Raw genomic sequence first — 14041 nt, forward strand, 5'->3', positions numbered from 1 at the left:
GATGCAGAAATCGGCCTACCTGGTGATCATGATGGTGCTGGTGCCGCTGGTGATTTTGAGCGGGCTCATGCTGATGAACGTCGGCCCGATGCGCGCCCTGGCGGTGCTCGTCGGCGGCATCAAGCTGGTCGCCTCGGTGCACTTCCTGCTGGCCTGCTCGCTGTGCGCCTTCCTCTTCACCCACGTCTACCTGGCCACTCTCGGCAGCTCGCCGCTGGCGTACTTCAAGCCGATGCTCACCGGCTGGGAAGAGGTCAAGCACGACCACGACGAGGAACACGGGGACGGGCGAGCTCAGGATAAAATCCATCAGCATTGAAGATGCTCTTGGAATATTTCAGGGTTTCAATTAATATGAACCAATATCCCCGGTCGAGCCCGAGCGGCCGGGGATGCTGAAACCGAGAGGAGCCGGTCATGCTGAACAAGATCGCTGTCAAAGCTATCTTCCCCATCACACTCGCGGTGACCGGTTTCGTGATTCTCGGGAGCCTCCTCCTTTACTCGTTCAACAAGAACGATCTGATCTCCGATACCATCCGACACGAAGTTGGTCTGGCCGATACCATCGTAAAATCAACCCGCTACGCCATGCTCAAGTTCGACCGTGAGATGCTCCAGAACACCATTGGCGACATTGGCGCCCTGGATGGGGTGGAACATGTCCGCATCTTCAACAAAAAAGGGATCGTCATGTTCTCCTCCGACCCGGGTGAAATCGAGCAGGCCGTAGACAAGCAGGCGGCCGGTTGCAACGGCTGTCACAGTGGTGCCGAACCGGCAACCCGTCTCGGCACCATGGACCAGGCCCGGCGCTTCACCAATGGTCAGGGCAGCGAAGTGCTCGCCATTACAACACCCATCTACAATGAGCCGAGCTGTATCGCGGCCGGCTGTCACCGACCGGTTGACGAAAGCGAAATCCTCGGGACACTCGATATCGGATTATCCACAGCTCAGCTGCAGAATTCCTTGAGTCAGCTGCGCATGCGCCTGATCGTTTTCTGCCTGATGGTCCTGTTCCTGACCGTTGGCGGGGTCTGTGCCTTGCTGCAGCGGAACGTTCTGCTGCCTGTCCGGAATCTGGCGACTTTTGCCGAAAGTATGGCCGCGGGAAAAGTGGATCTGAAGGCGCCGGAAGGAATCGAAGAGATTGATACGATCGTTGCCGTCCTTCGCAACCAGGTCGATCAACTCCAGCAAATGCGCGCCGAACAGGAAAATAGCGACAAAGTTCTGAAAAACTGAATTCCGGAGAGATGGACAATTTGAGGTCAGGTCCTCCTGGCCCGGGGAATGGGTATGCCCTGGAGACGACACACAGAGGAGCCGGCTGAGCCTGCCCTCAGCCGCAGCCCGGACGAGGCCAAGGCGAGGATACGGGCGTTCGCGGCTCGCTCCCGGCTGGGGCAGTGGGGGCTGATCGTCTTTCTGCTCCTGAGCATAATCGCCTTCCGCTTTGGTTCGCTGTTCAAGGATCTGCCGGAAGACTGGCAAGCTGCCCTGGGCCCGGCGCCGCCAATCATGCTGATGAGTATCGCCCTGGCGGTCTACGCCTTTTCCGCCCTTCTCTACATCCTGGCCCGGATGATGGAGGGGGACCGGAAATATCGCGGGTGGTCCCACCTCGGCTATCTTGCTGGTTTCTATCTTTTTTTTGCGTACGCCGATGCTTTGCGCGATAATTTTTGGGCCATTCTGGTCGCCGGCCTGACCATCCTGGGTCTGGAGCACTTTCGCCTCTGGTCCCACTGCAAGGAAGCGATTCGTCGGGAACGCGAGATTCTGGCCGACCTCGACCGCTGTTCGCGCCGGCTGCCTTCGGATAATTCCTGAGGCAGCATCGCGGTCAACCGGCTTTCTCTGCTCCGGAAATGACAGGACGCCATGTCGGATACTGGAAACTCCCTGGAATCTGTGGATTACTCCATCGGTCTGCGCAAGCTTCGCGGACGCCGAAGGTTGATGGCGGGGCTGATCCTTATCTATGTACCGGCAATTTGGCTGTCGCTCGAGCTGACCGGCTCGGATCGGGCTACAGCCGTGGTTTTCGGAATCTGGGTCGTTTTTCTTTTTTTTGCCGTTCTCCTGGTGGCCACCGGCAGGTGCCCTCGTTGCAACAACGCCTTTCACCTGAACGGATTTATACCCCTTTACCTGAGGCGTTGCCTGCATTGCGGGCTGCACATCAAGGCAGACAAAAAACCAATTGAGCATCGCCAACCTTTCGCTGGGCAATAGCTCCCCTCTGTAAGGCTGTCATCTCTGCTCCGGGCCGTTTTCCTCCGGGGAACCAGGTTTCTCACCGGTCGCTGCCTGACAACGATCCCGCGATTTTCTTGACTTTTCCCTTCGGCGGTGCTAAAAAGCGCAGGTTTTCCAAAGTCCAATTATTCTCACCGGAGGATCGAATCCATGGAAAGAACTTTTGCCATCATCAAACCCGACGCCTTTGCCGCCGGCCACACCGGCAAGATCATTGCCCGCATCTACGCCGAAGGCTTCAAGATCGTCGGTCTGAAAAAGCTCTACATGAGCAAAGTGGAGGCCGAGGGCTTCTACTATGTGCACAAGGCCCGTCCCTTCTTCGGCGAGCTGACCGACTTCATGAGCAGCGCTCCCTGCGTCGTCATGGTTCTCGAGGCCGAAGGGGCCATCAAGAAGTGGCGCGACCTGATGGGCGCCACCAATCCCGCCGAAGCCGCCGCCGGCACCTTGCGCAAGGAGTTCGGTACCTCGATCGGCGAGAATGCCACCCACGGTTCGGACGCCCCCGAGACCGCGGCCTTCGAAATCCCCTACTTCTTCTCCGGGCTGGAGCTGCTGTAAAAAAGCCCTGTTTTTGCCATTGAGTTTACGCGGCCCGGCGGCTACAATCCCGCCGGGCCTTTTTAATTCGCGCAGACGGCAGGAGCGAGATGACAAACGAACTCATCGTCGACGGGCAATATAATATCGGCCACATCTGCACCAGGCAGCAGTGCGCCGCGGGGCGGGCCGAACAGGTCGCCATGCGCTGGCTGTCACCGGCTCTGGAGCGGCGTGACTACACCTTCGGCGAGATGGATGAGCAGAGCAGCCGTTTCGCCAATGTGCTGGCGGGGCTCGGATTCACGCCGGGGGATATTTTCTTTACCTTCCTGCCCCGGATGCCGGAGCAGTTTTTCGCCTTTCTCGGTGCCCTCAAGCTGCAGGTGATCACCGGCACTCTCTTCTCCAATTTCGGTGAGGAGGCGCTGCTTGACCGGGTCGGCGCCGCTCGAGCGAAGGGGATCATCACCAAGAAAGGGTACCTGAAAAAACTCACCGCCATTCGCGACCGACTCCCCGCGCTGGAATACATCCTGCTCGTCGATGCCCCGGAACACCTGGCCGCGGACATCCTCAGTTATCCGCGGCTGATGGCAGAGGCTTCCTCCGACTTCACCGCGGCGCCGACCCCGGCCGACGCGCCGTCGGTGCTGCACTACACCTCGGGTTCCACCGGCAAGCCGAAAGGGGTGGTGCATGTTCATCGGAGCGTGCTGATGCAGAGCTACACGGCCGCCGTGGTTCTCGGCCTGCGGCAGGACGACGTCTTCTGGTGCACGGCCGACCAGGGATGGGTGACCGGCACCTCCTACGGCATCATCGGCCCCTGGAGCCTGGGGGTGACCCAGGTCCACTTCGGCGGCGGCTACAGCCCCGAGCAGTGGTTCGGATTGCTCGAACGGGAGCGGGTGAGCGTCTGGTACTCGGCCCCAACAGCCCTGCGCATGCTGATGCGGGAAGACCCGGAGTTCTACCGGCGGTTCGACTTGGCCGCCTTGCGCCACATCAGCAGTGTCGGCGAACCGCTCAATCCAGAGGTGGTCCACTGGGGCCGCAGCATCCTCGGCAAAGAGATCTATGACACCTGGTTCCAGACCGAAACCGGCGCCATCATGATCGGCAACCGCCCCGGGCTGGAATCCCGGCCCGGCTCCATGGGGCAGCCGATCGCCGGGATCGAGCCGGCGATCCTTGCCGACGACGGCAGCGTGCTTCCGGACAACGTGTCGGGCAATCTCTGTCTGAAGGCGGGGTGGCCGTCGATGTTCGTCACCTATCTGGGCAACGATTCCGCCTATCGCAGCAAGTTCCGCGGCGGCCACTACTACACCGGCGACACGGCCTACCGGGACGCGGACGGCTACTACTGGTTCCAGGGGCGCAGCGACGATGTCATCAACACCGCCGGCCACCTGATCAGCCCCTTCGAGATCGAGAGTGCCCTGATCGAAGTGCCGGCGGTGGCCGAAGCGGGGGTCATCGGTGCCCCCGACGAGCTGCTTTTCGAGAAGGTGGTGGCCTTCGTCAGCCTGCACCGTCAGTGCGAGTTTACGCCGGAACTGGAGCTCAAGATCAGGCTGCACGTCACCAACAAGCTCTCGTCGGTGGCCACCCCCCACGAACTCATCTGCATTGATGCGATTCCGAAGAACAAGAGCGGCAAGATCATGCGCCGGGTGCTGAAGGCCCGCTATCTGGGAACCGACGCCGGCGACCTTTCCACCATGGAGGATTGACAGATGACCACCCTGGAGCAGCTGACACCCATCTTTCGCGAGGTTTTCGACGACGAAGGCATCACCCTCACCCGGCAGACCACGGCCGACGATATCGACGCCTGGGATTCTCTTTCGCACATGAACCTGATCGTGGCGGTGGAACTTCGGTTCAAGGTCAAATTCGCCCTGGGTGAGCTGCAAGCGCTGAAAAATGTCGGCGATCTGTCGGATCTGGTCGACAAAAAGCTTAAAAAATAGGCATCATTCCGTATGCTTTTCAATTCCTACGAATTCATTCTCTTCTACCTGCCGGTGACGCTGGCCGGCTACCTGCTCCTCAACCGCCTGCGGTTGGCGACGGCGGCCAACGCCTGGTTGCTGGCCGCCTCGCTCTTTTTTTACGCCTGGTGGAATGCCGCCTATCTGCCGCTCATTCTGGGATCGATCCTCTTCAACTATACGATCGGCAGCCTGCTGGCCGAAAGCAACGAGTTGAAGAAACCCCTCGTCTCCAAACGGACTATCCTAATTTTCGGCCTCGTCGGCAATGTCGCCCTGCTCGGCTATTTCAAGTACATGGACTTCTTTCTCGGCAGTCTGAACGTCGCCCTCGGCACCGACCTGCCTCTGCTGCGCATCGTCCTCCCGCTGGGAATCAGCTTCTTCACCATCACCCAGATCGCTTTTCTCATCGACGCCTACGAGGGGCTGGTCGAAGAGCGAAAGCTTCTGAACTATGCCCTCTTCGTCACCTTCTTTCCGCACCTGCTGGCCGGGCCGATTCTGCACCACAAGGACATGATGCCGCAGTTCGACCGGCTGCGGAACAAGGTGCTCAACTACAAGAACCTCGCCCTCGGCCTTTTCCTGTTCTTCGTCGGACTGTTCAAGAAGGTGGTCATCGCCGATCCCTTTTCGGCTCTGGCCAGGGCTGGCTTCGACACCGCCACGACCCTTAATTTCGCCGAGGCCTGGGTGGCGAGCCTTGCCTACACGCTGCAGCTCTACTTCGATTTCAGCGGCTACAGCGACATGGCGATCGGCGCCGGGTTGATGTTCAACATCCGGCTGCCGGTCAACTTCCACAGCCCCTACAAGGCGACCAGCATCATCGATTTCTGGAAACGCTGGCATATCACCCTGACCGCCTTCATCACGACCTACGTCTACACGCCCATTCTGCGTTCGTTTCGTCGCATCACCTTCGTCAAGTCTCTGGTGGCGGTCTTCCTGGCGATGTTCATCTCGGGAATCTGGCACGGAGCCGGCTGGACTTTCGTCGTCTGGGGGAGCTTGCACGGCGCCGCGCTGGTGGTCAACCACCTCTGGCGCAAGCGCAAATGGAAGATGCCTCCGGCAGTCGGCTGGTTGCTCACCTTTACCTTCGTCAACGTCAGCTTCGTCTTCTTCCGGGCCAGCAGTTGGAACGATGCACTGAAGGTGCTCAGGGGGATGCTCGGTCTCAGTGGCGCCCCCCTGGGCCGCCACGCACTGGCAGCCATCCAGGGCGATGGCAGTACCTGGCTGATACTGGCAGCGGCACTTATTCTCGCCCTGGCGGGACGCAACTCCGTGCAGTTGACGGAGTCGTTTCGCCCTGATTGGAAGCACTGCGCCTTTACCGCCCTGGTCGCCTGCTATGCACTTTTCAATTTGAGCAAGGTCAGTGAGTTTCTCTACTTCCAGTTCTAGGCGGACGGCTCTCGGGTCTGGCCGCTACCGGTGGTGGCTGCTGCGCCTGGCCCTCTGCTGCCTGCTGCTTATCGCCGGCGCCGCCCTGTTTAACGTAGTGGCCGATCCTTTCGGCCTCTACCGGTGGGTTGCCGTCGAGGGGTTCAACGCCAACAAGTACCCGGCGACCAAGCACGCGCGCACCGTCAAGACCTACCAGGTGGAGAGCCTGCGCCCACGGGGGCTGATTCTCGGCTCGTCCCGCTCGGAGATCGGCCTCGATCCCGGACATCCTGCCTGGCAGCCGGAAGTGCGGCCGGTCTTCAATCTGGCTGTCGGCGGGGCAACGGTCCGAGAAGTTCGCCAGTTGTTCGAGTTCGCCTGCCGTTGCCAGCCGCCGGTGCAGGTGGTGCTGGGCGTCGATCTGTTCATGTTCAACGCCCGCCGCAGCGGCGCCGAGCAGCCTCCGCCCACCACCGGCAACGGCCTGAGACGCGTGGCGGAAACGATCTTTTCGACCTCCGCCCTGGCGGCAAGCGCCGAGACCCTGTGGACGCAGGACCCCATCAAACATCCTGGCTACCTGCCCAACGGCCAGATCGTCTGGAGCTACGACCTGGCCAAGGTGCGCCGATACGGGCTGCACCAGGCTTTTGTCCGCAATGTTCGCAAGTATTATGCAAACCATTACTTTCCGCCGCCGCACCACAGTTTCAGCCTTGCCGCCACGGCCGGTCAGACGTCCCCGTTGGAAGAGCTCTCCCGCATTCTGGAGTTGGCTCACCGTTATGACGTCGACCTGCGGCTTTTTATCTCGCCGGTGCACGCCTGGCAACTACTGGCCATTGATGCGGCCGGGCTCTGGCCGTCGTTTGAAGCCTGGAAAAGCGAGCTGGTGATGCGCCTGGAGAAGGACCGCCAGGCGCACCCCGACCGTCGCGCCTTTCCGCTCTGGGATTTCAGCGGTTTCAACGCCGTGACCACCGAGGCGATCCCGCCACCGGGAGACACGACGACGCTGATGCAGTACTACTGGGAGTCCTCCCATTACCGCAAGGAGGCCGGCGACCTGGTCCTGTCGAGGGTGCTTGGCAGCGATGCCGTACAGGCCGGGTTCGGTGTGCAACTCGACCCTGCTAATATTGAGCCGCATCTGGCATCGTTGCGGGAGGGGCTGGCCGCTTACCGTCGGCAGCACCCCGACGCCGTGGCGGAGATCAAACGGGTGAAGGCCGAATTCCCTTATCTGGAAGAAAATGCAAGGTAGCCGAACCATAGTCATGGAGCCGAAAAACCATACAGCCTGGCCCAAGTATTCCCTCCGCATGCGCGCAGACTTCGATCTGACGGTGCGTCCATGAGGGGCTATCGGCGTTTCGTTCTTATCATCGTCGGTGTGCTGTCGGCCGCCGTCCTCTACAACGCGGTGGTGTGGCAGTTGTGTACCCGTTCCCTGCTGGGGCGCGGGGAGGACGGGGTCATCCCCAACGACCTCGCCCGCATGGGCTACCTCTCGGGCTACACCCATCCCCGCCGCAATGTCGACGACCTTCCCCGCCGGCATCTCGAGATGGCCGACTACCAGGGCGGGACCGTCGATGTGGTGACCGTCGGGGACTCCTTCTCGCAAGGGAGCAGCAACGGGCCGAACCGTTTCTACCAGGACTATCTGGCAACCCTCAGCGAAGTATCGGTCTTGAATATCGGTCTCTACCCGGGCAGCCGCAGCCAGATGGAGACCGTTATCCTCCTCGCCAACAGCGGCGTTCTCGACCAGATGCGCCCGCGTTTCCTGCTGCTGGAGATCGTCGAGCGCAACTGCTACAAGTTCGCCGGTCCGCTCGACTGGGGGAAGACGGAAGACCCATCCCGCCTTCGCCAAAAGTACGCCGATCGGGCGGCGGCCGAGGCAGACGCTGAGGCGCCTAAACTGCCGCCGGTCGGCTTCTTCAATACGGGCAACTTCAAGTGGCTGCTCTATAATGTCCTTTATCGCTTCGCTCCCGACGCCTATGTCAGCAAGACCTGCAAGGTAGAACTCGACCGGCCGCTGTTCAGCGGCGTACGAGGTGCGTCGCTGTTGTTTTTGCGCAAGGATATCGGGAAGGTCCAAAAAGCCGAGCCGTCGACCCTGGGCGCCTTCAACGACAATCTCAACCGCCTGGCCGAGTTGCTGCGTGCCCGCGGGATCGAACTTGTCTTCATGCCGGCGCCGGACAAATACACCCTCTACAGCCCATATATCGTCGACAACCCCTATCCGCCGAGCCGCTTCTTCGAGCTGCTGCGGCCGTTGCCCAAGGCTTACCGCTTCATCGACACCGAGGCGATTCTCGCTGCCGAGATTGCCCGGGGGGAGAAGGATATCTACTACCTCGACGATACCCACTGGAGCTGGAAGGCCTCGCGGGCGATCTTTACTGCCGAGCGCTTCCGCTGAGGCAATTTGCCCTTGTGCCCCACGGACCTATGGGATAGAATCCGGGGGAGTTTTTTAATGAATCGAAATCCGTTGAACAGGTCAGACAAAATCGACATCAAGAACCTCACGCTCGAGGAGTTGACGCAGTTTCTATCCGGGATGGGCAAGGAGCGTTTCCGCGCCGGCCAGCTCATGCGCTGGATTTACGGCCGCGGCGTGGTGTCCTTTGCCGAAATGACCGATCTGTCCAAGGCGCTGCGCGAGGAACTGGCCGAACGCGCCTTCGTCTCCGACTGGACCGCCGAAGCGACCGAGACGAGCAGCGACGGGACGAAGAAATATCTTTTCCGCCTGGCCGACGGCCAGACAGTGGAGACAGTACGCATCCCGATGGAAGGGGAGCGGGCCACCCTCTGCATCTCCACCCAGGTCGGCTGCGCCATGCAGTGCTCCTTCTGCCTGACCGGCACCTTCGGCCTGGTGCGCAACCTGGAAACGGGAGAGATTGTCAATCAGGTCTGTGCGGCGGTCAAGGACGGGCCGGTCAACAACATCGTCCTGATGGGGATGGGAGAACCGCTGCACAACCTCGACAACGTGGTCAAGGCGCTGCAGATCCTCTATGCCCCCGAGGGATTCGATTTCAGTCCCCGCAAGATCACCTTGTCGACATCGGGGCTGGTGCCGGAGATGCTTGAGCTGGGCCGGCGCATACGCGTCAACCTTGCGGTCTCCCTCAACGCCACCACCGATGCGGTGCGCAACGAACTGATGCCGGTCAACCGTCGCTATCCCCTCAAGGAGTTGATGGCCGCCTGCCGGCAGTACCCGCTGGCGCCGCGGCAGCGCATCACCTTCGAATACATTCTGATTCGCGACGTCAACGATACCCCGGCCGACGCCAGGCGGCTGGTCAAGCTGCTGCACGGCATCCCGGCCAAGGTCAACCTGATTCCCTTCAACGAGCATGAAGGGTCGGCCTTCCGATCGCCGCTTCCGGAGAGCATCGAAGTCTTCCAGACCTACCTGCTCGGCCGCAATATCGTGGCGATTCGCCGGGCCAGCAAGGGGCAGGACATCTCTGCTGCCTGCGGCCAGCTCAAAGGGAAGCTCGAACGGCAGCAGGGGAGGTTGCCGGCACCGTAACAAACCGGTCCCGGGACCAGGGACCTTAGACTGATTTCAGGAGGTTTTTGTATGTCCCAACCTACCATCGGCGTCATTGGCGGCAGCGGTCTGTATGAGATCGAAGGCATGACCGACGTGCAGGAAGTCCGGCTCGACACCCCCTTCGGCGAGCCCTCGGATGCGTTCATCACGGGCACCCTGGAGGGAGTGAAGATGGTTTTTCTCCCCCGCCATGGCCGCGGCCACCGGATCCTTCCCTCGGAAGCCCCTTACCGGGCCAACATCTGGGGGATGAAGAAGCTCGGGGTGGAGCGGATCATTTCGGTCTCGGCCGTCGGCAGCATGAAGGAGGAGATCGTCCCGGGGCACATCGTCATCCCCGACCAGTTCTTCGACCGAGCCGTCGGCAAACGGCGCACCACCTTCTTCGGGGATGGGATCGTCGGTCACGTGCAGTTCGCGGACCCGGTCTGCCCGGACCTCTCCCAGGTACTCGGTGATGCCTCCCGCGCGGTGGGGGCGACCACCCACAAGGGTGGGACCTACATCTGCATCGAGGGTCCCCACTTCTCTACCCGGGCCGAATCGCTAATCTACCGCAGCTGGGGTGTTGACGTCATCGGCATGACCAACGTCTCCGAGGCGCGTCTGGCGCGGGAAGCGGAGATCTGTTACGGCACCATCGCCCTCGCCACCGACTACGACTGCTGGCACGAGGAACACGAGGCCGTCTCGGTGGAGGCGGTGATCGCCATCGTCCAGCAGAACGTCGCCACCGCCAAGAAAATCATCAAGGCGGCGGTCAAAGAGCTCGGTGCAGCCCGCGGCTGCAAGTGCGGGGAGGCGCTCAGGTACGCGATCATGACCCGCAAGGATCTTATTCCGGCGGCGACCCGGCAGAAGCTGGATGTCATCATGGGAAAATATCTGGGTTGAGACACGAGTCCCCGGTCCAAGGTGCAAAGTCTTGAGCGCCGAGCGCTGAGAGGACAGAGGCCGGAAGACGGCTGGTTTTGGCCCCGGACCTTGAACCTGATTTTGAAAGGCTAATTTCATGAGTATTCTCGTGGTCGGTTCGGTGGCGCTCGATTCGGTGGAGACGCCCTTCGGCAGCGCCGAAGAGGTGCTGGGCGGTTCGGGCACCTATTTTTCCATCTCGGCAGGTTATTTTACCGACATCCAGCTGGTGGCGGTGGTCGGTTCGGATTTCCCGGCGGAGCATCTGCAGTTTTTGCGCTCGCGCAACATCGACCTGGCCGGATTGCAGAGTGTGCCGGGGAGAACCTTCCGTTGGCAGGGGCGCTACGGCTTCGACCTCAACCAGGCTCAGACCCTCGACACCCAGCTCAACGTCTTCGAGACCTTCCGTCCCGAACTGCCGGCGGGATACGAAGAAGCCGAGTTCGTCTTTCTCGGCAACATCGATCCCGAGCTGCAGCTGGAAGTACTCAAACAGGTGAAGAATCCGCGGTTGGTAGCCTGCGATACGATGAATTTCTGGATCGGGGGGAAACGCGAGGCGCTGCTCAGGACCCTGCGACAGGTCGGCATCCTGCTGATCAACGAGGGGGAGGCCAGGCAACTGGCCGGCGAGGCCAACCTGGTGAAGGCGGCACGGGCGATCCTGGCGATGGGACCGAAGACGCTGGTGATCAAGCAGGGAGAATACGGGGCGCTGATGTTCACGGAACACTCAGTCTTTTCCGCCCCCGCCTATCCGCTGGAGTCGGTTTTCGATCCGACCGGCGCCGGCGACACCTTCGCCGGCGGTTTCATCGGCTACCTGGCGGCCACCCGGAACCTCTCCGAAAGCAGTTTTCGCCAGGCCGTCATCTTCGGCAGCGTGATGGCGTCCTTCACCGTCGAGGACTTCAGCCTCAACCGCCTGAAACGCCTGGAATACAGGGAAATCGAGGAGCGCTTCCGCCGTTTCAAGCTGCTGACCGAATTCGAAGGGCTGGGCTGACATTCAGGAGAGCCGGATGTTCCGCTGGCACAAAGAGATCGAGCGTCTCGATATCCCTGCATCCCAGGTCCTGCACCTGGAGCGCTCGCTGAGTGCCGTGCAGGTGGCGCTGCCGGGGCTTCCTTCCCAGGAGGCGACGGCCTATCTCTGTGTTTTTGCTGCCGGCAAGGGGCTTCGGGTGGCACTGGTGCTGCACTTGCACACCAGTCAGTGTCTCGCCTTTTACCTGCACGAGCGGGCGGATGCCCCTCTGCAGGAGGCTGGCCGGCTGATCGAGGAGGGGGCTCTCTTTGCCGAGTCGTTGGGTTTCATGCTCAGCGACATGGATTACCGCGTGCTCGGCATTAAAAAGCGGGATGCCCTTTGGGATTCTCTGCCACTGAAAGCCGGCGTCGAACCCCCGGCTCCGGTTGCAACGGCGGCAGCCTTCCTGGCGACTGCGGGTCCTCCAGTTGCGGTTTATGCCCCGCAGCCGGCGGAGCCTGCCGGTGTAGAGCCGCTGGCGTCTGCGGATGAGGCGGTCGTCGAACTGGCTGAAGAGGCACCATCCACTCCGTCGGCTCCTGTTGAGGTGATGCCCGATGCCCTGTCGGGAAGCGGGACGACCATACGGGTCGGCGCCCGGAAATGGCCGCCAGGTGCCGAGGAGTTGACGGCTCGGCGGCAGAAGCTGCTGGAAAGCCTCGGGCGTTTTCTGGCCTCCCTGTAAGGAGCATTCCGTGCACAGATTTTTCTTTCCCTTGGCCTTTTTACTCATGGTGCTACTGACGTCCGGCTGTGCCGCCTCGGCGAAGCACCGCAAAGAGGCCGAAACCCATCACATGCTCGGCATCTCCTACCTGCGCGAGCGTAATCCCACCTTGGCGTTGCGAGAGCTCCAGCTCGCGGAGCAAAAAGATGCGGACAACGCCGACATCCAGAACACCCTGGCCCAGGCCTACCAGCAGAAGCGCGCTTTTCCCGAGGCCGAGCGGCATTACCTCAGGGCCATCCGGCTTGACCGCGACAATCCTACTTACCAGAACAATCTGGCCGCCCTCTACCTCGACATGGCGCGCTGGGATGACGCTATCCGGCATTTCCGCAAGGCGGCGGACAATCTTCTCTTTACCAGCCCGGAGGTGGCCCTGACCGGCATCGGCTACGCCTACTTCCAGAAGGGGGTGTACCTCGATTCGATTGCTGCCTGCAAAGAGGCGCTCAACTTCAATCCTCGCTACGCCCAGGCACAACTGCACCTGGGAGAAGCCTATTACGCTCTGGACAAAACCGGGCCGGCGATCGAGGCTTTTCGCCAGGCACTGACCTTGAACCCCGACTACACTCTTGCCCATTACCGGCTGGGCCAGGCCTACATGAAACTCAAAAAGCCCGAACTGGCCGTCGCGTCTTTCCGTGAGGTGCTGCGCCTGGCGCCCGATTCCGATCTCGGCCGCTCGGTTGCCGAATATATCAAGATTCTGAAGTGAGATTTCCCATGGATGATCTGCAGCAGCAAACCGTTGGCATCCTGCTCAAAAACCGGCGTCAAGAACTTGGTCTCTCCCTCGCTGAGATCGCATCTAAAACCAATATACGGCGCACTTATCTCGAAGCCCTGGAAGACGATCGCTATGAGGCTTTGCCAGGCGAGGCCTATCAGAGCGGCTTCCTTCGCAACTACGCCGGAGCGCTCGGTCTGGAGGCCGGCAGCGTGCTGCGGCAATGGCGAAAAGCGACGACCAAGGCGGGCGATGGCAAACGCGGGGAAATCTCCGTGGTTTCAACGCAGTTGAGCGGAGTTTCGCCGCCACGGCGCCTGCCGCGTCGGCGGTTATTTCTCCTGTTGCCGCTGCTGCTCGTCTCGGCCATCGCCCTTTATTTTTCCGTTGGCAGCCGGCAGGGAGCCGCAGTGCTGCAGATGCCCGCCCCGTCCACGCCGGCTCTGGTGCAACCCGCTGAGCAGCTTGTTTCGCCCCCGCCCGGCGAAAACCCGCTGCCAGTTCCGGCGAGTGCGACAGAGGCAGCGGTCGCTGTTGCCGAACAGCCGGCCGCGCCGGCGGCAGTGGCCCTGGCGGCGGTGCCCGCCATACCCGCCGCAGGGAGTGTCATCCGGCTTGAGGCCATGGGTCCGCTGGAGGTTGAAGTGGCGGTGGACAGCCGCCCGTTGCAGCGCTATGTTTTGAGTACGGCATCCGCCCTGCAGTGGAACGTCGGCCGCAGCGCCCGGCTGGCCGTAGACAATCCGGCAGCGGTGAAAATCTGGCTTGGTGGCCAGCCGCTCGATTTGGCCGGCCGTTCAGAAATCGTTTTGCAGGCGGCAATCCCGGAGTAATGGGAGGTAAC

16 protein-coding genes are annotated in these 14041 nt (G+C 61.3%); all 16 read left to right on the forward strand.

Annotated elements, in window-relative coordinates; all coding sequences use genetic code 11:
- Positions 1-319 (forward strand): cytochrome b/b6 domain-containing protein (locus VD811_01525; GenBank protein HXV19651.1); only part of this gene is annotated, 319 nt, incomplete at its 5' end.
- Between the two features lie 98 nt (positions 320-417).
- Positions 418-1248, forward strand: coding sequence for a hypothetical protein (locus VD811_01530; GenBank protein ID HXV19652.1), 831 nt, complete (start codon positions 418-420; stop codon positions 1246-1248).
- 54 nt (positions 1249-1302) lie between these two features.
- Complete coding sequence (locus VD811_01535; protein HXV19653.1) at positions 1303-1836, forward strand: hypothetical protein; 534 nt, start codon at positions 1303-1305, stop codon at positions 1834-1836.
- 81 nt (positions 1837-1917) lie between these two features.
- A complete protein-coding gene (locus tag VD811_01540) occupies positions 1918-2241 on the forward strand; it encodes a hypothetical protein (protein ID HXV19654.1) in 324 nt (107 codons plus the stop codon).
- 174 nt (positions 2242-2415) lie between these two features.
- Entirely contained in the window at positions 2416-2829 is a 414-nt protein-coding gene (gene ndk / locus VD811_01545) for a nucleoside-diphosphate kinase (GenBank protein ID HXV19655.1), read from the forward strand.
- Between the two features lie 89 nt (positions 2830-2918).
- Positions 2919-4547, forward strand: a complete 1629-nt coding sequence (locus VD811_01550) for an AMP-binding protein (GenBank protein HXV19656.1) — start codon at positions 2919-2921, stop codon at positions 4545-4547.
- Positions 4548-4550: 3 nt separating this feature from the next.
- Positions 4551-4787, forward strand: coding sequence for an acyl carrier protein (locus VD811_01555; GenBank protein ID HXV19657.1), 237 nt, complete (start codon positions 4551-4553; stop codon positions 4785-4787).
- A 12-nt stretch (positions 4788-4799) separates the two neighbouring features.
- On the forward strand, positions 4800-6221 hold the full coding sequence (locus VD811_01560; protein HXV19658.1) for an MBOAT family O-acyltransferase: 1422 nt from the start codon (positions 4800-4802) through the stop codon (positions 6219-6221).
- Positions 6196-7467, forward strand: a complete 1272-nt coding sequence (locus tag VD811_01565; GenBank protein HXV19659.1) for a hypothetical protein — start codon at positions 6196-6198, stop codon at positions 7465-7467. The genes VD811_01560 and VD811_01565 overlap by 26 nt, the downstream gene beginning before the upstream one ends.
- 90 nt (positions 7468-7557) lie before the next feature.
- Positions 7558-8640, forward strand: a complete 1083-nt coding sequence (locus tag VD811_01570; protein HXV19660.1) for a hypothetical protein — start codon at positions 7558-7560, stop codon at positions 8638-8640.
- A 57-nt stretch (positions 8641-8697) separates the two neighbouring features.
- Positions 8698-9768 (forward strand): 23S rRNA (adenine(2503)-C(2))-methyltransferase RlmN, encoded by a 1071-nt coding sequence (rlmN, locus tag VD811_01575; protein ID HXV19661.1) that lies wholly within the window; start codon positions 8698-8700, stop codon positions 9766-9768.
- A 51-nt stretch (positions 9769-9819) separates the two neighbouring features.
- Positions 9820-10686 (forward strand): S-methyl-5'-thioadenosine phosphorylase, encoded by an 867-nt coding sequence (gene mtnP, locus VD811_01580; GenBank protein HXV19662.1) that lies wholly within the window; start codon positions 9820-9822, stop codon positions 10684-10686.
- Positions 10687-10804: 118 nt separating this feature from the next.
- Positions 10805-11716 carry a PfkB family carbohydrate kinase gene (locus tag VD811_01585; GenBank protein HXV19663.1) on the forward strand — a complete coding sequence of 304 codons (912 nt, stop codon included), beginning with the start codon at positions 10805-10807 and terminating at the stop codon, positions 11714-11716.
- A 16-nt stretch (positions 11717-11732) separates the two neighbouring features.
- Entirely contained in the window at positions 11733-12425 is a 693-nt protein-coding gene (locus VD811_01590) for a hypothetical protein (protein ID HXV19664.1), read from the forward strand.
- 10 nt (positions 12426-12435) lie between these two features.
- Positions 12436-13185, forward strand: coding sequence for a tetratricopeptide repeat protein (locus tag VD811_01595; GenBank protein ID HXV19665.1), 750 nt, complete (start codon positions 12436-12438; stop codon positions 13183-13185).
- Positions 13186-13193: 8 nt separating this feature from the next.
- A complete protein-coding gene (locus VD811_01600) occupies positions 13194-14030 on the forward strand; it encodes a helix-turn-helix transcriptional regulator (GenBank protein HXV19666.1) in 837 nt (278 codons plus the stop codon).
- Positions 14031-14041: the final 11 nt, after the last annotated feature.

The organism is Desulfuromonadales bacterium (assembly GCA_035620395.1).
GTDB lineage: Bacteria > Desulfobacterota > Desulfuromonadia > Desulfuromonadales > DASPGW01 > DASPGW01.

Excerpts from the sequence above, each read along its gene's own strand:
- VD811_01530 (HXV19652.1), top strand. The coding sequence starts at position 418 with ATGCTGAACAAGATCGCTGTCAAAGCTATCTTCCCCATCACACTCGCG.
- VD811_01535 (HXV19653.1), top strand. The coding sequence starts at position 1,303 with ATGCCCTGGAGACGACACACAGAGGAGCCGGCTGAGCCTGCCCTCAGC.
- ndk (HXV19655.1), top strand. The coding sequence starts at position 2,416 with ATGGAAAGAACTTTTGCCATCATCAAACCCGACGCCTTTGCCGCCGGC.
- VD811_01550 (HXV19656.1), top strand. The coding sequence starts at position 2,919 with ATGACAAACGAACTCATCGTCGACGGGCAATATAATATCGGCCACATC.
- VD811_01555 (HXV19657.1), top strand. The coding sequence starts at position 4,551 with ATGACCACCCTGGAGCAGCTGACACCCATCTTTCGCGAGGTTTTCGAC.
- VD811_01560 (HXV19658.1), top strand. The coding sequence starts at position 4,800 with ATGCTTTTCAATTCCTACGAATTCATTCTCTTCTACCTGCCGGTGACG.
- VD811_01570 (HXV19660.1), top strand. The coding sequence starts at position 7,558 with ATGAGGGGCTATCGGCGTTTCGTTCTTATCATCGTCGGTGTGCTGTCG.
- rlmN (HXV19661.1), top strand. The coding sequence starts at position 8,698 with ATGAATCGAAATCCGTTGAACAGGTCAGACAAAATCGACATCAAGAAC.
- mtnP (HXV19662.1), top strand. The coding sequence starts at position 9,820 with ATGTCCCAACCTACCATCGGCGTCATTGGCGGCAGCGGTCTGTATGAG.
- VD811_01585 (HXV19663.1), top strand. The coding sequence starts at position 10,805 with ATGAGTATTCTCGTGGTCGGTTCGGTGGCGCTCGATTCGGTGGAGACG.
- VD811_01590 (HXV19664.1), top strand. The coding sequence starts at position 11,733 with ATGTTCCGCTGGCACAAAGAGATCGAGCGTCTCGATATCCCTGCATCC.
- VD811_01600 (HXV19666.1), top strand. The coding sequence starts at position 13,194 with ATGGATGATCTGCAGCAGCAAACCGTTGGCATCCTGCTCAAAAACCGG.